The sequence below is a fragment of the Bradyrhizobium sp. LB8.2 genome (genome assembly GCF_040548035.1).
GTDB lineage: Bacteria > Pseudomonadota > Alphaproteobacteria > Rhizobiales > Xanthobacteraceae > Bradyrhizobium.
The window spans coordinates 34553-51811 of sequence record NZ_JBEPQV010000024.1 but is presented as its reverse complement, the minus strand read 5'-3'; the positions used below and the strand labels follow the sequence as shown (position 1 = coordinate 51811).

Below are 17259 nucleotides of genomic sequence, written 5' to 3'. Positions count from 1 at the left end.
CGCCTGAAGCCTATTGCCGCGGCTGGTTCTCGATCATGCGATCGCTGACCAGCCGCACGGCGCCCCTTTTCCACGAATAGTCCGCGCCCAGGCGCAGGCCGCTGTCGCCACGTGCGAGCACGGCGCCCGTCTTTGCATCGCGCACCTGGAATCCGAGCGTGTATTCGGTGCGGCTAACCCGCCGCACCACCCCGATCAGCGACTGATCCGCGCCGAGCCTTTGCGCAATCGCCGCCTCGCAGCCACCGCAGTCGCGTAGCGCGCGCGCCTTCACCGCCTCCTCGTTTGCACTGCCGACATCGACGAGGCGGTAGCGGCCGGATTGGCCGAGGGCGTCGCGGACGCTGCCGGTCACTTCGGCCAGATAGGATGCATCTGCGGCCGCGAGGCCGGCGGCCGGTGCCGCGGTGTTGTCGTCGAGCTCGAATTCGAACACCGTCAGCGCGATCGGCGCGGGCGTGCCGAGCGCGGCCATAACCTCGCGGGACACGAAGGTCTCGGCGCGCTCCCATGATTCATCATTGTCGCCGCGGAAGGTGTAGAGCTTGTCCATCACGACCTTCCTGGCGCCAACGTCAATGACGGCGACCTTGGCCCATTGCACCAACGTGCTCGTCTTCTGGATGCCGCCGATGACCTTGAACGCCGCGCCGTCCTGCGCCGACGGCACGAGCCGGTAGCGCCGGTCTTCGCCGATGTCTCGCCGCAGCGCGGCCATGAAGGCCGACAGCCGTCGCTCGTGGGCGGCGGTCTGGTTGGCCGGCTCAGCCGATGTATCGGTATAGCTGAAGTCGTCCATGGCGACGCCGAGCGCGGTCTCGGCGCCGGCCAGCGCATAAGACGCCGGGAGGACGACAAGGAAACAAGCAGAGTGGATCAACCGGCGCAGGTGCATGAAAGGGCCTCGTGGGACGGAGCGGCGCGCCAATCTGGACGGCGGAATCAGGCCATGCAGCAGCGCCGGTCCCGGCGATCGCCGGGAAAATTTCACGACGGTGCACCGTAGTCACGCCTGGCGGCTTTCCGCCGGTTGCGTTCTGCCGTTTAATGCGGGCGCGACAAACCCGTTCGCACCAGGTGCCCGCCGATGTGGAACCGCCCGAGGTTCGATCTCAAAGTCCGTCTGACGTTGCGCGTGGCCGCGATATCGGCCGCCTGCTTCGCCGCGATCTCCGCCTATTTCCTGATTACGGCCGACCGCGCGGCGCATGCGCGCCTCGACGATATCGCCGCCATTGTGGCGAAGACGCTGGAGCTGCAACAGGGCAAGATCCAGTGGGTTGCCAGTCCGCGCTCGGACTTTCCCAACCTCGACCCCGTTTCGGCCTATGTGATGACGCCCGGCCTGTGCCTGGCGTTCCGCGGCACGAGCGGCGACATCCTCCAGCGCTTCTGTAGCGGCGCGCCGGTCCCGGCGAGCCCGCCGCCGCAAGTTTTCGCGGCCTTCTATCGCGGCCTGTTCGACCCCGGCCGCGAAGCCGCACGGCCTGTGATCGTGCGCGGAGCGAAGCTCGGCGAGGCCGTGGTCTCGGTCGAGCCGGCCGTGCAGACGGCGGAGGCCTGGCACGAGGCCGGCCGCTTGATGCTGGCGCTGGCGATCGCGCTGCCGCTGCTCTGCGCGCTGGTCTACGCCGCGCTGGCACGCGCGCTGCGCCCCACCCGCATGATCCGCACCGGCCTCGAGCGGATTGCCGCCAACGACCTCACCACACGGCTGCCGCCGTTCGACCTTGCCGAGCTCTCCGCGATCGGCGACGGATTCAACCATCTCGCCGAAAGCCTCGACAATGCGCTTGCCGAACGCAGCGAGCTGACGCGGAAGCTGATCGCGCTCCAGGACGAGGAGCGCCGCCATCTCGCGCGCGAGCTGCATGACGAGTTCGGCCAGTCGCTCGCCGCCATCCGCGCGCTCGCCTCCTCCGCCCGCCAGACCGCCGTGCAGGACTGCCCTTCCCTGCTTGGGGAATGCGACGGCATCGCGCGGACCGCAACCGGCATGATGGAGACGCTGCGCGGCACGCTGTTCCGGCTGCGGCCACCCGATGTCGAGGAGCTCGGGCTGGTCGCCAGCCTCGAAGGCCTGGTCGCGGGCTGGAACGGGCGCAGCCGCGGCGAGACACGTTTCTCGATCCGGTTCGACGGGGCTTTCGAGACGCTGCCGGCCACGATCAGCGCCAGCCTTTACCGCATCGTGCAGGAGGCGCTCACCAACGCCGCCAAGCATGCCGTCGCCACGCGGGTCAGCCTGGAATTGACGATGGGGGCCAGCGAGATCGCGCTTGCGATCGACGATGACGGACGCGCGACCGATCCCGTCGCGAAATCCGGAATGGGCCTGCTCGGCATGCGTGAGCGCGTCGCAGCCTTGCGCGGCCAATTGAGCTTCGAGGCCGCGCCGAACGGAGGCTCCGCACTGCGCGTGGTCATTCCGCTCGCAGCCGCCGATCGGCAGCCGCTGGAGCGCGCCGCATGAGCGCGGCCGACGCGACCATTTTGCTGGTCGACGACCATTCCGTCGTCCGCGAGGGCTATCGCTCCGTGCTCCAGAAGCAGCCGGGATTGCGCGTCATCGCCGAAGCCGCCGACGGCGCGGAGGCCTATCGTCTGTTCAAATCCGAGGCGCCCGATCTCGTCATCATGGATCTGAGCATGCCCGGCATCGGCGGTATCGAGGCGGTCAGGCGCATCAGGCAGTGGGACAAGAGCGCGAGGATTCTCGTCTTCACTATGCATGGGAATGCCGGCTTTGCCGTGCAAGCGATCCGCGCCGGCGCCAAGGGGTACGTCACCAAGACCAGTCCGCCGGAGACGCTGGTGCGGGCGGTGATGGACGTGCTGGCCGGCAAGATCGCCATCAGCCCCGACATCGACCATGAACTCGCACTGAGCCGGCTCGCCGGGGAAAGCTCGGCCGCCGACGTCCTCACACCACGCGAATTCGAGGTGCTGCGGCTGCTGCTCGCCGAGAACACAACGGACGAGATCGCCGAGACGCTCCATGTCAGCCCGAAGACGGTGGCGAACCTGCATTCCCTGATCAAGGACAAGCTCGGCGTCGGCTCCGACATCGAGCTGGTCCGGCTGGCGCTACGCCAGGGAATATTGACGGAAGTCGATCTCGGCGAGGCCTGATCGCTCCCTGCGCTATGGCGCCAGCTTCGCTCCGTCAGGTGCAAACGCCTCGACCGTGTCGCCGATCCTGAACGACATCATGTCTCGCCCGACGAGGAGCGGTCCCTTGTATTCCGTCCGCGTGCGCAGGATCAGCGGCTCCTCCGGAATGTCGGGCGCCGGCTTTACCGTGCCGAACACGATGTGGGAGTACACGGCGAGTTTGGGCCTGGCGGAAGCAAAAATGCGGCCGGCTTCCTCGGGCGAGGTGTGGTGTGCCTGAATGTCCTTGTAGACGGGATTCCTGACCAACAGCTCCGGCTCGATCACCGCGACCTCATGTATCAGCAAATCGGCGCCTTCAGCCGCCGTCGCGATGCGCTCATCGGACCTGGTGTCGCCCGAGAGCACGACCTTGTGACCGCCATACGCGACGACGTAGCCGAAAGACGGCTTGATCTTGTCGCCGTGATCGACCTCGATGGCGGTGACCTTGACGCCGTTGTTCTCATAGACCAGCCCAGGCCCGATGTCCTTTGCCGTGAAAGTGGCCGCAACCGGATCGAGATGCTCGTCGTCGATACGAATGCGGATGTCATCCGTGAACGCCTTGGTCAGGTTCTCCGTCATGGCGACGGTGCCCTTCGGGCCATAAAGCTTCATCGGCCCCTTGCGCGATGCCCAGGGCGTGGCGAGCCAGCCGGTCAGCCACATATCGGGAAGGCCGACGATATGGTCTGAATGCAGATGGGTGATGAAGTTGGCGGTGATCGCGCCAAGAGGAATCTTCAACTTGTAGAGCTGCATCGTCGAACCGCGGCCGAGATCGAACAGCAGTTTTTCGCTGCCCGCCTCCACCAGCGTCGAGGCACTGAAGCTGGTCGGCCGCGGCGTCGGCACGCCGGTGCCCAGCAGTGTGACCTTGATCGGGTCGGCCGAGGCAGCTGAGGCGAATGCGAGCAGCACGAAGCATGCCCTCGAGAGGGTCCCAAACATATTGTCCTTTCTTGGATGTCACATCATTGCCGCGAGGCTGCGGATCATTCGCGCGCGACCACTGAATCCAGCCACGCGCAGTTCAGCGGCGGCACGCGGGGGTCGGCCACACGAACGCCACGCGACGCTGCATCCAGTCTCATGTCGCGCAGGCGCTTGCGCTGCTCCTCGGGCATGTAGAGCCGCTCGTGGCCCCACAGCGACGGACCGTCAAAGGTCTCGTGCGGCTGCCAGGTCGCAGGCTCGATCACGCGCCCGCCCCAGCCATATTCGATGAAGAAGCCAGACGGCGTGTTCACGTAGAATGACGTCATGTGGTCGTTGGTGTGCCGTCCGAGCGTGTAGGCGACGCGGCCGTCGTCCAGTTGCGCGAGGTCGTAGCCCTGCCCGACATCATCGAGGCTGCCGAGCTCGACCATGAAATGGTGCAGCGCCTTCCGCCCCGAGCCAACCATTGCGAAGGAGTGGTGGCGGCCGTTGACGTGGAAGAAATAAAGTCCGTAGGGCTTGAGGCCGAAATCGGAGACATGGAAGCCGAGCACGTCACGATAGAACGGCACCAGCGGCTCGACGTCCTCGACATTGAGCACGACGTGCCCCATGCCGAGCACACCGGTGCGGAAACCCGAGATCGGCCGTCCCGGCTTGAACGGCTCGGTCGCAAGCTCCGGTTTGGAGAAGGCCTCGAGCCGGTTTCCGGCGGGATCGCCGAACACAATCAGCTCGGCGACATGCCGCTCGTCGGCCAGCGCGCGCGATCCCCGCGTCACCCTGACCCCATGGCTTTCCAGCCGGCCGGCCAAATGGTTCAATTCGGCGGTCGACACAACCTCCCATCCCATCACCGCAAGGCCGGCATCGCCGCTGCCATCGACGATCAGCCGCTGCTTGCGATCGTCCATGCGGAAGGCGCGCATGTTGCCGCCGCGATCGACCTGCTGCATGCCGAGCAGCCCGGTCGCCATCCGGTCCCACTGGTCGAGCTGCGACGAGTTGATCCCGATATAGCCGAGCGCGGTGATTTCCATCGAATTCCTCCCGAGGGCATCGCGTCCGCCGCACTGCGGCGAACTTGATACCGGCCTCGCGCGCTCCTACGGTGGCGCCCCGTAATCGCTTCGTGTTCGCGAAGACGATAATCGCAAGGCTGCGGGCCACAAGAGAGGAAATACCAAGTGTCCAAGGAGCGGACGCGGAACGGTCAGCCGCGGCAGTCTGAGGGCGTCCGCGCCTTCGAGCGCGGGCTGGACGTGCTGCATGAAGTCAACCGCTCCGGCGGCATCCGCGCTGGCGACGTGGCGCGCGCGCTCGACCTGCCTCGCCCGACCGTCTACCGCCTGCTCGCGACACTAGAGGAACTGGGCTATGTCGCCCGCAGCGCCAGCGACGACCGTTTTCGCGTAACCCGGCGGGCGCTCAGCCTTGGTGACGGCTACGATCCCGGCGTGGTGATCTGCCAGGCGGCGGCACCTTTCCTCGCCGAGTTGAGCAAGACTCTGGTCTGGCCGGCCGATCTCTCGACTTACGAGAACGCCGCGATGGTGGTGCAGGAGACCACGCATTCGCGCAGCCCGCTCTCGATCGACCGCGGCATGATCGGCAAGCGCCTGCCGATGCTGCGAACCTCGGCGGGCCGCGCCTATCTCGCCGCATGCCCCGCGCGCGAGTGCGAGCTAATCGTCAATCATTTGCGCCGGATCGACGAGGCCGAAGATCGCCCCTTCCTCGACGAAGTCCGCCTCGACCGAATGATCGCCGAGACGCAAGCGCGGGGCTACGCGATCCGCAGCGAGGGCGAATACAATCCCAAGACCGCCTCGATCGCCGTCCCTATCGTGCGCAATGGCGCCGTGTTCGGCTGCATCTCGATCATCTGGATCCGCTCGGCGCTGGGGATTGAGGAGGCGGTCGCACAGTTTGCGGCGCAACTTCGGGAGGCGGCGTCCACCATTCCGCTCGAGATCTAGGCAAGGCCGTCCGCTGGGCGGACACTTGGCACGGCGACGTTGATGCGGCGGCATCGCTGGGGGAAGAGATACCCCCATGCAAGATAAATCCGCCCCCGAAGAGTTTGACGTGGTGATCGTCGGCCGCGGCCCGGTCGGAGCCACGCTCGCCAACTTGCTTGGCTTGTGCGGCGTACGGACGCTGGTGCTGGAGCGCGAGGCGCGGACCTATCATCTGCCGCGCGCAGTACATTTCGACGACGAATGCATGCGGGTGTTCCAGACCATCGGCCTCGCCGAGGCGATCCTTCCGCATGTCATCCTCAGCCCCGGCATGCTCTTTCTCGACGCCGACGGCCGGATGCTGCTGGACTGGTCGCGGCCACAGACATTGACGCCGATGGGATGGAATCTCAGCTATCGCTTCCACCAGCCCGACCTGGAAGACGAGCTGATCGCTGGTCTCGCGCGCTGGCCGCACGTCGCCTTGCGCAGCCGCTGCGAGGTGTTCGCGCTGGATCAGGACGAGACCGGCGTGCGCGTCCGTTACGAGGACCTTTCCAACGGGAAGCTAAGCGAAGTCCGCGCCGGCTACGTCATCGGTTGCGACGGTGCCCGATCTCTGGTGCGCCGCTTCATCGGCTCAGCCATGGACGATCTCGGCTTCCACGAGCGCTGGCTCGTGATCGACGTGCTGCTCAAGCACGACCGCGACGATCTCGGCGACTACAGTATCCAGCATTGCGATCCGCGCCGGCCGGCGACCTATGTTCGCGGCACAGGCACGCGGCGGCGCTGGGAGATCACGGTTCTCCCGGACGAGGACTCCCACGAGGTGGCGCAGCCGGCACATGTATGGGAGCTGCTGTCGCGCTGGATCACGCCCGAGGATGCCGAACTCGAGCGCGCCGCGGTCTACACCTTTCATTCCGTCATTGCGCAGCAATGGCGGAGCGGTCGTCTGCTGCTCGCCGGCGACTCCGCACATCAGACCCCGCCCTTCCTCGGCCAGGGCATGTGCGCAGGCATCCGGGATGCCGCTAACCTTGCCTGGAAGCTCGCCGCGGTCCTGCACGGACGGGCGGAGGCAAATCTGCTCAACACTTATCAGCGCGAGCGCCAGCCGCACGTGCGCGAGTTCATCGAGCTCGCTATCCGGCTCGGCGGCGTCATCAACACCAAGGCGATTGAAGCGGGCCTTGCTGCCGGCGAAGCCCGCGAGAATGCACCGGTCAAACTGCACGTCAAAAAGCCCCTGCTCGGCCCCGGCCTTGCGCTCGGCGATCTGGCTCTTGCCGGACATCTGGCGCCGCAGTTCGAGCTGAAAGACGGCCGCCGCGGCGACGACCGGATCGGCTACAGCCACGTGCTGCTCGTCGAGAGCGCGGCCACGCTCTCGTCACGTCTAGCTCTGTCGCAGGCAGGAATCGACATCCTGATCAGCGACGACGCCGACGGCGTCGGGCCATGGCTGCGCGAGCACGGCATCATTGCCGCGCTCGTTCGCCCCGACCGCTACGTCCGTGGCACCGCCCGGAACGACACCGAGCTCGACCGGCTCATTGCCGCCATCACGCCAACCCACGTGCCGTCCGCGGCCTGACCGACTTCTCTCAAGGACATCTCATGAAGCTGCTCTCTTTTATTGCCAACGGACATCCCTCCTTCGGAGCCGTCAGGGATAATTGCGTCGTCGATCTCGGCGCACGCATGGCAGGCTGCACCAATCTGCGGCAGTTGCTCGAAACCAATCGCGTTGCCGAGGCGGCAAAGCTCGCCGTTTCCGCGGCGCCCGATCATCCACTGGACAAGATCACCTTCGCGCCCGTCATTCCCGATCCCGGAAAGATCATCTGTGTCGGCCTCAACTATCGCGACCACGTTGCCGAAACGGGGCGCACCGTTACGGAGAAGCCAGCGCTGTTCGTGCGTTTTCCCTGCAGCCAGGTCGGACACCTCCAGCCCATCGTGAAGCCGAAAGTCAGCGACGATTTCGACTACGAAGGCGAACTCGCGCTCGTCATCGGCAAGGAAGGCCGTCACATCCCCGCGAGCCGCGCGCTCGACCACATCGCCGGCTATTCCTGCTACAACGAAGGCAGCGTCCGCGACTGGCAGCGGCACACGAGCCAGTTCCTCTCCGGCAAGACCTTTGCGGAGAGCGGCAGTTTCGGCCCGTGGCTGGTGACGACGGACGAGATCCCCGATCCGTCGAAGCTGACGTTGCAGACGCGCCTGAACGGCGCCGTTGTGCAGGACACCACCACGGATCTCCTGATCACCGCGATACCCGAGCTGATCGCCTACATCTCGGCGATCTGCCCGCTCGTCCCCGGCGACGTCATTGTCACGGGCACCCCCGGCGGCGTCGGCGCCAAGCGCACGCCGCCACTGTGGATGCGTCCCGGCGACACCGTCGAGGTCGAGATCTCCGGCATCGGAAGTTTGCGCAACAAGGTCATCGCCGAGCCGGCCTGACCGCGGGCACCAATCAATCAAAACGACAACAGGATCGGGAACGCCATGAGCACGCTTCGTACGACATCGACTGCTATCCTGCTGATGGCGCTGGCGCTCGCAGGCGCCACCGCGCACGCGGAAATCAAGGGCGATGTCGTCCGCATCGGCGTCCTCACCGACATGAACGGGATATTCGCGACCGCGATGGGCCCGGGCTCGGCCGAGGCGGCGCGGATGGCGGCGGAGGAGTTCGGCTTCAAGATCAACGGCAAACCGATCGAGATCCTGCAGGCAGACCACCAGAACAAGCCGGACCTCGCGGCATCGCTCGCCCGCAAATGGTTCAGCGACGGCGTGCAGGCGATCGCGGACGGCGGCAGCTCCGGTGCCGCGCTCGCGGTGCAGGAACTGGTGCGCGGCAACGGGAAAATCTTCCTCGTCTCCGGCGCCGGCGCCAACCAGCTCACCGATGAAGCCTGTGCACCGAGCAGCGTGCAATGGACCCAGGACGCCTATTCGACCGCGACCGCCGTGGTCTCCGGCGTCATGCAGACCAGTAAGGAGCCGTGGTTCTTCATCACCGGCGACTATGCCTTCGGCCACTCGATCGAGGCAACCGCCCGCGAACGCATCATCTCGCTTGGCGGCAAGGTCGCTGGCAGCGTCAAGGCGCAGCTCGGCACGCCCGACTACAGTTCATTCCTGCTCCAGGCGCAGTCCTCGGGCGCAAAAATCCTGGCAATCAACGTCGCCGGCGACAACACCACCGCGATCAAGCAGGCCGAAGAATTCGGCCTTGCCGACCAGGGCATGAAAATCGTGCCGATGTCGTTCCAAAACGTCGATATCCAGGCCGTCGGGTTGAAGGCGACGCGCGGCGATCTCATCGTCACCTCGTTCTTCGAGGACGTCTCGCCGGCAGCCCGGATATTCTCCGATGCCTTCTTCGTCCGCCGCAAAGCGATGCCGTCGCAAATCCAGGCCGGCGTCTATTCCGCCGTGCGCCACTATCTGCAGGCCGTGAAGGATACCGACTCGGACGACAGCGCGACGGTGATGGCTAAGATGAAGGCGACGCCCGTTTCGGACGCTTACACACCCAATGGGCGCATCCGCGAGGACCAGCGCATGATACACGATCTCTACTTGGTGCAGGTCAAGACGCCGGAGGAATCAAAAGGGCCGTGGGACTTCGTCAAGCTGGTCGCGACCATCCCGCCCGACCAGGCCTTCCGCCCGCTTGAACGCAGCAAGTGCGGCCTGGTCGGCAAATAAGCCGTCAAGCGAGATAGCGCGTGAGATAGCCTTCCATCGCGTAGAGCGCACAGAGCGCGAGGCTCGACCACACGGCGGCGGTGAAATACAGGAACATCCAGGTCAGCTCGCCCTTCCAGTGCGCGATGTCGTGGGTTACGACCCAGCGCGTCGAGACGTCATGCAGGCCTTCGAGGAAGCCGAGCAATCGGTTGCCCTCTTCATGCCCGGCCCGCCAGCGGCTGAGATACATCGGCACGTCGACGGTGACGAGGAAGGCCAGGAAGCAGGCGATGCCGACGATGCCGGCAATCAGCGCCCAACGCACCGGCCCCTGGAATTCCGGCATCAGCCGGCACAGCGCGATGCCCGCGAGGAAGAATGTCACCGCCCACAATGAATTCTCGATCGCATTGAAGAGGAAGTTGGTCGTCACCACCGCGTACCACGAGAAGCACTCCGCGACGATGATGATGGGCACGATCACCCACGCGATGTTCACGACCGTCTCGGCGCCCGTCATGATCCCGAGCTGATGCAGGATGATCGCCCATTGCGCGACGAAGCACAGTTCGGCCACGGTCGCGACCGTGCGGCCGACGAAGATGCTGGAGAGCCAGGTGTCGAACAGACAGATGCGCTGCACGTCGGCGCGCGGCAGGAACGAGCGGAAGGCGCAGCCAAAGACATAACCCGCGCAGAGCAGGAACATCAGCCCGATGCCGGAGCCGCCACTGATGCTGCCGGCAGGCGTCGGGTAGAACTCGCGGTACAGCATCAACCAGACGAGAATGTTGGCAGCACTGACCAGCGTCAGGGACCCCCACCACCACGCGAGGGGATTTGACCGTGCCTGCCACTGCAACATGAAGCGCTCCGCCGTAATCGATATGACGTCTGATCGTAATAATCCTGTCACGACAAGCCACCGAATCACGACAAAAATCTGTGTTGCTGCAGTGATCGTCGCGTCCATTTTGTCCCGGCCGGAGCAATCGCCGGTCGTCCGTATAGTGGACACAAGTACGCATTTTCTGAATCTATTGGACAACAAGCCTAACCAGGTTCATTAAACATGCATGGCTCGCACCGCGTCCAAACCGATCCGCGCTTCCTCGTCCGCCGCCGCCGTGCTGGCTTCGAGCGCCGATGACGCCGCGTTTGCGACGACGCTGGCAAAAGGCCTCGTGGTGCTCGAGGCGTTCAAGGCGGGGGCGACGCAGCTCGGCAACATGGAGCTGTCGACGCTGACCGGGATTCCGCGGCCGACGGTGGCGCGGCTGACGCATACGCTCGCCGAGCTCGGCTACCTCCGCTACGATTCCGAACGCGCCAAATATCGCGTCGGCGCGCGGGCGCTTCGCATGGCGCATCCGCTGCTCGCCGACATGCAGTTCCGTCAGGTCGCGCGGCCCATGATGCAGGAGCTGGCGCAGAGCGTGCGCGGCACGGTCTCGATCGGCCTGCTCGATGCGACCTCCATGATCTATGTCGAGACCGCGCGTGCCGGCGACGTCGGCCCGCACGTCCCCGACATCGGCATGCCCATTTCCGTGGTGATGACGGCGATGGGCCGTGCAGCGGCGGCAACCTTGCCGCAGGCTGATGCCGCGCTGCTCGAAGAGCGCATCGCGAGCGAAGACACCGAGTTGTGGTCAGCCTTCCGCGGGACATACCGCGCTGGCCTCGCCCAATGCGCCAGCCGCGGCTTCTGCACCTGCTTCGGCGAGTATATGGCTTCGATCCATGCCGTCGCCGCGCCGCTGTTTCATGCGAGCGAGGCGAGGCAGGCCTTTTCGATCAATTGCGGCATTCCCGCGTTCCGGCTCCAACCCGGCCAGCTGGAGAGCGAGATCGGCCCGCGCATTGCCGCCCTTGCCGACAGCATCCGCGCCATCGTGGGCGCCGCGGGACCGATCGAGACACCAAAGCAAAACAAGAAGAGCGCCAGGCGATGAACACGACAATTGGCGCTCCACCGGGAGGCCATCATGACCGTCACACGGCGAACATTCCTGGGCACCCTCGCCCTTTCGCTATCCGCACTTCCATTCTCCACGCACGCTGAGGACGCCTGGCCGTCGCGCATGGTGCGGCTGATCTCGCCTTACGGGCCGGGTGGATCCAACGACATTTCGCTGCGGCTGCTGGCCGAAGAGTTCGGCCGCAACCTGCACCAGCAATTCATCGTCGAAAACAAGCCGGGCGCCGGCACGCGCATCGCCAACGACACGGTCGCGCATGCGCCGGGCGACGGCTACACCCTGCTCTATGTCGCGGCGCCCTACGCCACCGCCGAAGCGCTGTTCGGCAAGCTGACCTACGACCGCAAGGATCTGCAGCCGGTCGCGATGGCGGTGATCGCGCCGCTGTTCCTGATCATCAGCGCGGACGCGCCGTTCAAGACCCTTCCCGAATTGATCGCCTACGGCAAATCGAAACCGGACGGACTGACCTTCGCCTCACCCGGCGCCGGCTCGCAGCCGCATCTTGCCGGCGAACTCCTGTTCAGGGATGCCGGCGTCAAGGGTCTCAACATTCCCTTCCGTGGCGATGCGGCGTCCTACACCGAGCTGCTCGCCGGCCGCGTCGATGCCACGCTGACGGCGCTGCCGACCGCCCTGCCCTACATCCAGAGCGGCAAGTTCACCGTGCTCGGCGTCGCCTCGGCCGAACGCAGCGCGCTCTATCCGCAAGCGCCGACCCTGCGTGAGCAGGGTTTTCCCAACGTGGCTGCCGCCGGCTGGTACGGCTTCATGGCGCCATCGACGACGCCGCGCGCCATCGTCGACAAACTGCAGGCCGAAGTTTTGCGCGCGCTCGCCGAGCCGGCGATCAAGAACAAGCTGACCGCACAGGGCCTCGAAGTGCGCGCCGGCACCGCGGCCGAGTTCGGCCAGTTCATCGACAACGAGACGCAGAAATGGACCGGGCTGATCCGCGAGGCGGGCCTCAAGGGCGAGTGACGGTCACGAACAGGGAATGGAAATGAAAAACGCACTTATCAAACGCGCCGCGGCATCCGCGCTCGTTCTCGCGCTGTCGATCCCGACCGCACAGGCGCAAAAGAAATACGATCCCGGCGCCTCCGACACGGAGATCAAGGTCGGCCAGACCGTCCCGCTCAGCGGTCCGGCCTCGGCCTATGCCGTGATCGGCAAGACCCAGGCAGCCTACATGAAAATGATCAACGATCTGGGCGGCGTGAACGGCCGCAAGGTCAACTTGATTCAGTATGACGACGCCTATTCGCCTCCGAAGACGGTTGAGCAGACCCGCAAGCTGGTCGAAAGCGACGAGGTGCTGCTGACCTTCCAGATCATCGGCACGGCGCCGAATGTCGCCGTGCAAAAATATCTCAACGCCAAGAAGGTCCCACAGCTGTTCGCGGCAACGGGCGCGGCGCGCTTCACCGATCCGAAGAACTTCCCCTGGACCATGGGCTTCAACCCTTCCTACCTCGTTGAGGGCCGCATCTACGCGCAATATCTTCTGAAGAACTATCCGAACGCCAGGATCGGCGTGCTCTATCAGAACGACGATCTCGGCAAGGATTACCTCGCCGGCTTCAAAGCAGGTCTCGGTGACAAGGCGAAGATGATCGTGGCCGAGACGTCCTACGAGATCACCGAGCCCACCATCGACTCGCAGATCCTGCGGTTGAAGGATGCAGGTGCCGACGTGCTGTTCAGCGCGACGACGCCGAAACAGGCCGCGCAGGCGATCAAGAAGGTCGCCGAAATCGGCTGGAAGCCGCTGCACATCATCGACATCAATGCCTCCTCGGTCAGCGCGGTGCTGAAACCCGCCGGACTCGACAACGCCAAGGGCGTTGTCAGCGTCGGCTATGTCAAGGATTCCGCCGATCCCGAGTGGAAGGACGATCCTGGCATGAAACGCTATCTCGCCTTCATGGCCAAGTACTATCCGGACGGCGACAAGGATTCGAACCTGAACGTCTACGGCTACATCACGTCCCAGCTCCTGGTGCAGGTGCTGCAGCAATGCGGCGACGATCTCACCCGCGAGAACGTGATGCGTCAGGCCGCCAATCTCCGGAACGTCGAGCTCGACCTGACCCTGCCAGGGATTTCCGTGACGACAAGCCCGACCGACTATCGCGTCAACAAGCAGTTCCAGATGGTGCAATTCGACGGCCAGCGCTGGCAGAAGCTCGGCGGCATCGTGACGGATGAGGCGAAGGAGTAACGCTGTTCAGTATGGGGTGGCCCAATTCTGTCATCTCCCTCATGGCCGGGTTTAGCCCCGGCCATGAGGAGTGAGCGCGCGGCAGGCGGCCGCGCGATCTCCTTCAGCTCTTCAGCCCACCGACATACGCGGCGAGCTTGTCCAGCGTCTGGTAGCCGTATTCGACCGCACCGAAGTTGATCATGCCGTCGCGCTGCGCCGTGCTCGACGCCAGCTGCCGCATCATCAGAACCGTCTTGCCGTTGCTCTGTTCGGCGAAGGTGACGGTGAAACGGAACAGGCCAGGATCCTCGTCCTGGTCGATGCCGTGGTCCATCTCCATCAAAGACGGCCGCTCGATGCGGCGAAAGCGCATGCGGTTCGGATAGACGGTGCCGTCGGGGCCGATCATGTTGAAGCGCCAGACGCCGCCGACGCGCACGTCGATCTCGAAGGTCTCGAGCTTGAAACCCTTCGGCCCGAACCATTGCGGCAGATGCTTCGGGTCGGACCACGCCTCGAACACCAGATCGCGCGGCGCGTCGATCACACGCGACATCACGATCTCGCGGTCGAGCGACCATTGCGACAGGGCGGGATTGGCAGAATTCGTCATCACTCGGAACCTTTCCGTTTGGTTGTCTTGCCGGTTGTCCTGTTGGTTTTGTTGGACGGCCGTTTGGCGCCCGCCCTCTCCTTGTCTTTCTTCAGCTTCATCACGTAGGCCTCGAAGCGGTCGAGCCGCGCCTCCCAGATCGCGCGCTGCTGCTGGAACCAGTCCTCCGCTCCGACGAGCGTGTCCGGGCTGAGACGGCAGGTGCGCACGCGGCCGGACTTCTCCGACAGAACGAGCCCGCTCGTCTCCAGCACATGGATGTGTTTCATGAAGCTCGGCAGCGCCATCTCGAAGGGATCGGCGAGTTCGCCGACCGACGCCTCGCCGGCGCAGAGCCGCATCACGATCGCCCGCCGGGTGGGATCGGCGAGTGCGGAAAAGACTTGGTCGAGCCGGGATAATTGGTTAGCCATGGAGCTAACTATAGGGCTGCCATCATCCGGCGTCAACAATTGTTAGCTCATAAGCTAAGTAATCTTTTCGGAGGCTCCACAGGCGGAACCCAACACGCGCAATCGTGAATAGGGAGGCACGGCCCTTCCCGTTAAAAGAGACCGGGGGCGCATCGCATCCTGCGTCAGAGCCGTGCCGTCTGTTGTCACCTCATCGCACCTCACCCGGCGGGCGTTCGCCCGGGCGGCGCTTGTTCCGGTCGCGCTGGCGTGGCCGCACCGCGCCGCGGCAGATTCCGACATGATCGCGCAGATGCGCGACATCGTCGCGAACGAGCTGACGCCGACCGCGACGCCGGACCAGCCGGGCGGCCTTGCCGCCGCGCTTTATGCCGGCAGCCATGTCGAGTTCTTCAATTACGGCTTTGCGGACGACGCCACGCAGAGGCCGGTCACGCCGGACACGCTGTTCAATCTCGGCTCCCTGCGCAAGCCGTTCGAGGCGACGCTGGTCGCGCTCGGCACCCTCCGCGGCGAGCTGCGGCTCGGCGATCATCTGCCGAAACATCTCCCCGAACTCACCGGCGACTATATCCGCCGCGTCACCGTCGGCGAACTCGTCACGCACACCTCGGGCATGCTGCTGCCGACCGACCATCCGCCCTGGCCGGACGGGACTTTTACGCGCGCGCAGTTCATCGACATGTTCAACAATTGGAGACCGCAGGCCGGCGAGATGCCCGGCAAGCAGCGCGTCTACAGCCACGCCGGCTACGTGCTGCTTCAGCTCGTGCTCGAGCGCTGTTACGGCACGCCGATCGCGGCCCTGTTCGAACAGCGCATCCTCAAGCCGATCGGCATGAATGCGACCTCCGTGCCCGAACGCGGCGAAGATAGCCGTGCCGTCATGGACGAGGCCTGGATGCGCCGCGCGGTCCAGGGCTATTCGGATCAAGGCATGGCGATCGGCCCGATCGGCGACCAGCAAAGCTATTTCGATTTTCCTGGCACGGGCCAGATGTTTTCTTCGCCGCGGGATCTCGCGACATTCGTTGCGGCCTGCGTCGACGGGCGGTCGATCGACCCTCACTTGCGCGAGGCATTGCGGATGACACAGCACGAGATCTTCCGCATCGACGAGAAGTTCGGACAGGGAATGTCCTGGGAGACGGTGCGTCTTCCGGGCGTCACCGTCGTCGACAAGCCGGGCGGCCTCAACAACGCCTCTGGCTATATCGGCCTCGTGCCGGCGCGGCGGATCGGCATCGTCCTGCTCGCCAACAGGGGCGAATATCCGCACGAGATCGCGCGCTACAAGATCCTGCCCGCGCTGGCGCGCCTCGTGGCTTCGCACGCAGGCTGAGCGCCAAAACAGAAAGCCCCGGCCAGGCCGGGGCTTTCTGCGCCAGGATCGGAACGGGAAGCTCAGTACCTGGCTACGACCGGTCCGCCGAACTTGTAGTTCACGCCGACGCGCACGATGTTCGATTTGAGATCGACCGAGTGGGTGAAGACGTTGGTCGGAAATGCGCCGCCAAGCAGATTGGTGCTGGTCACGGTGCTGCGTCCGAGATCGACATAGAGATATTCCGCCTTGAGCGACCAGCCGCCGCCGACGGCATATTCGGTGCCCACACCTGCGGTCCAACCGAGGCGTGTGTCGCGGAACGCGGCCGACTCCGTCGCCGCAGCGAACGTGTCGGTGAAGTTGAAATTACCCTTCACCTCGGCGATCGCCGCGCCGCCGGTGGCGTAGAGCAGCCAAGTCGGCGCCGCGAGGAAGCCGATACGGCCGCGGATCGTGGCGAGCCAGTCGGCCGAGACCTGCGAGGACACGGTGAAGCCGGTTGGGGCGCAGCAGGGATAGACCGCGGAACCCGTCGCACTGCCCTTGACGCCGAAATAGTTGATGTCGCCTTCGAGGCCGAGCACGGCGTGGTTGACCTGCCAGTTGTAGCCTGCGGTGAGGCCACCGGTCACGCCGGAGCTGTTGACGCCCTGGGCGCCGACCGCGTTGATGGCAGGGACGCTGCTGGCCGCGAAATAGCCGGGCGGATCGAAAACGGTCGAGGTGGTCGGATCGGCGCTGCCCCATGCACCGCCGACATTGCCGCCGACATAGAAACCAGTCCAGTTGTACGCCGGCGCCATCATGGGCGCCTTGGTGTATTGCGCCGCGAGGTCGGCCGCCTGCACGGATGCGGAGCCCAAAACAACCGAAGTAACCGCCAGCAAAAACTTCTTCATTCCAGTCTCCTTGCCTCACGCAATTGATCTCGCGTTTCGAATGCGCACA

Annotated in this window: 17 protein-coding genes; 10 read left to right on the top strand and 7 right to left on the bottom strand. The window is 65.0% G+C overall.

Features of this window, described 5'->3' with window-relative positions:
- Nucleotides 1-10 precede the first annotated feature (10 nt).
- A complete protein-coding gene (locus ABIB06_RS25995) occupies nucleotides 11-895 on the bottom strand; it encodes a DUF3280 domain-containing protein (protein WP_354052176.1) in 885 nt (294 codons plus the stop codon).
- A gap of 192 nt (nucleotides 896-1087) precedes the next feature.
- On the opposite strand from ABIB06_RS25995, the gene ABIB06_RS25990 reads away from it, so the two are divergent.
- Both ABIB06_RS25990 and ABIB06_RS25985 read left to right on the top strand, forming a co-directional pair.
- Nucleotides 1088-2473, top strand: a complete 1386-nt coding sequence (locus ABIB06_RS25990; protein ID WP_354052175.1) for a HAMP domain-containing sensor histidine kinase — start codon at nucleotides 1088-1090, stop codon at nucleotides 2471-2473.
- Nucleotides 2470-3132 (top strand): response regulator, encoded by a 663-nt coding sequence (locus tag ABIB06_RS25985; RefSeq protein ID WP_354052174.1) that lies wholly within the window; start codon nucleotides 2470-2472, stop codon nucleotides 3130-3132. The genes ABIB06_RS25990 and ABIB06_RS25985 overlap by 4 nt, the downstream gene beginning before the upstream one ends.
- Nucleotides 3133-3144: 12 nt before the next feature.
- Here ABIB06_RS25985 and ABIB06_RS25980 read toward each other — a convergent pair whose 3' ends face one another.
- Together ABIB06_RS25980 and ABIB06_RS25975 are read right to left on the bottom strand one after the other, a co-directional pair.
- Nucleotides 3145-4107, bottom strand: coding sequence for an MBL fold metallo-hydrolase (locus ABIB06_RS25980; RefSeq protein ID WP_354052172.1), 963 nt, complete (start codon nucleotides 4105-4107; stop codon nucleotides 3145-3147).
- 44 nt (nucleotides 4108-4151) lie between these two features.
- Entirely contained in the window at nucleotides 4152-5135 is a 984-nt protein-coding gene (locus tag ABIB06_RS25975) for a VOC family protein (protein ID WP_354052171.1), read from the bottom strand.
- A 147-nt stretch (nucleotides 5136-5282) separates the two neighbouring features.
- Between ABIB06_RS25975 and ABIB06_RS25970 the strand changes: the two genes are divergently transcribed.
- The 4 genes from ABIB06_RS25970 (at nucleotide 5283) to ABIB06_RS25955 (ending at nucleotide 9788) form a co-directional block, all read left to right on the top strand.
- Nucleotides 5283-6074 (top strand): DNA-binding transcriptional regulator, encoded by a 792-nt coding sequence (locus tag ABIB06_RS25970; RefSeq protein WP_354052169.1) that lies wholly within the window; start codon nucleotides 5283-5285, stop codon nucleotides 6072-6074.
- A gap of 76 nt (nucleotides 6075-6150) precedes the next feature.
- The gene (mhpA, locus tag ABIB06_RS25965; protein WP_354052167.1) at nucleotides 6151-7656 is read left to right on the top strand and encodes a bifunctional 3-(3-hydroxy-phenyl)propionate/3-hydroxycinnamic acid hydroxylase MhpA; all 1506 of its coding nucleotides are present in this window, start codon (nucleotides 6151-6153) and stop codon (nucleotides 7654-7656) included.
- 23 nt (nucleotides 7657-7679) lie between these two features.
- The gene (locus tag ABIB06_RS25960; protein WP_354052166.1) at nucleotides 7680-8531 is read left to right on the top strand and encodes a fumarylacetoacetate hydrolase family protein; all 852 of its coding nucleotides are present in this window, start codon (nucleotides 7680-7682) and stop codon (nucleotides 8529-8531) included.
- 45 nt (nucleotides 8532-8576) lie between these two features.
- A complete protein-coding gene (locus ABIB06_RS25955; protein WP_354052164.1) occupies nucleotides 8577-9788 on the top strand; it encodes an ABC transporter substrate-binding protein in 1212 nt (403 codons plus the stop codon).
- Nucleotides 9789-9792: 4 nt separating this feature from the next.
- Here ABIB06_RS25955 and ABIB06_RS25950 read toward each other — a convergent pair whose 3' ends face one another.
- Nucleotides 9793-10635, bottom strand: a complete 843-nt coding sequence (locus tag ABIB06_RS25950; RefSeq protein WP_354052163.1) for a hypothetical protein — start codon at nucleotides 10633-10635, stop codon at nucleotides 9793-9795.
- Nucleotides 10636-10846: 211 nt separating this feature from the next.
- Between ABIB06_RS25950 and ABIB06_RS25945 the strand changes: the two genes are divergently transcribed.
- The 3 genes from ABIB06_RS25945 to ABIB06_RS25935 are packed head-to-tail and all read left to right on the top strand — an operon-like array spanning nucleotide 10847 to nucleotide 13976.
- Nucleotides 10847-11725: an IclR family transcriptional regulator gene (locus ABIB06_RS25945; RefSeq protein WP_354052161.1), complete on the top strand. Its 879-nt coding sequence runs from the start codon at nucleotides 10847-10849 to the stop codon at nucleotides 11723-11725.
- Nucleotides 11726-11758: 33 nt separating this feature from the next.
- Nucleotides 11759-12733, top strand: coding sequence for a Bug family tripartite tricarboxylate transporter substrate binding protein (locus ABIB06_RS25940; protein WP_247340791.1), 975 nt, complete (start codon nucleotides 11759-11761; stop codon nucleotides 12731-12733).
- Between the two features lie 22 nt (nucleotides 12734-12755).
- On the top strand, nucleotides 12756-13976 hold the full coding sequence (locus ABIB06_RS25935; protein WP_354052158.1) for an ABC transporter substrate-binding protein: 1221 nt from the start codon (nucleotides 12756-12758) through the stop codon (nucleotides 13974-13976).
- A 103-nt stretch (nucleotides 13977-14079) separates the two neighbouring features.
- Here ABIB06_RS25935 and ABIB06_RS25930 read toward each other — a convergent pair whose 3' ends face one another.
- Nucleotides 14080-14571, bottom strand: coding sequence for an SRPBCC family protein (locus ABIB06_RS25930; RefSeq protein ID WP_354052156.1), 492 nt, complete (start codon nucleotides 14569-14571; stop codon nucleotides 14080-14082).
- Nucleotides 14571-14984 (bottom strand): ArsR/SmtB family transcription factor, encoded by a 414-nt coding sequence (locus tag ABIB06_RS25925; protein ID WP_354052155.1) that lies wholly within the window; start codon nucleotides 14982-14984, stop codon nucleotides 14571-14573. Before ABIB06_RS25925 ends, ABIB06_RS25930 begins: the two co-directional genes overlap by 1 nt.
- 172 nt (nucleotides 14985-15156) lie before the next feature.
- On the opposite strand from ABIB06_RS25925, the gene ABIB06_RS25920 reads away from it, so the two are divergent.
- Complete coding sequence (locus ABIB06_RS25920) at nucleotides 15157-16326, top strand: serine hydrolase (protein ID WP_502916561.1); 1170 nt, start codon at nucleotides 15157-15159, stop codon at nucleotides 16324-16326.
- 62 nt (nucleotides 16327-16388) lie between these two features.
- Here ABIB06_RS25920 and ABIB06_RS25915 read toward each other — a convergent pair whose 3' ends face one another.
- The gene (locus ABIB06_RS25915; protein WP_354052154.1) at nucleotides 16389-17210 is read right to left on the bottom strand and encodes an outer membrane protein; all 822 of its coding nucleotides are present in this window, start codon (nucleotides 17208-17210) and stop codon (nucleotides 16389-16391) included.
- Nucleotides 17211-17259 lie beyond the last annotated feature (49 nt).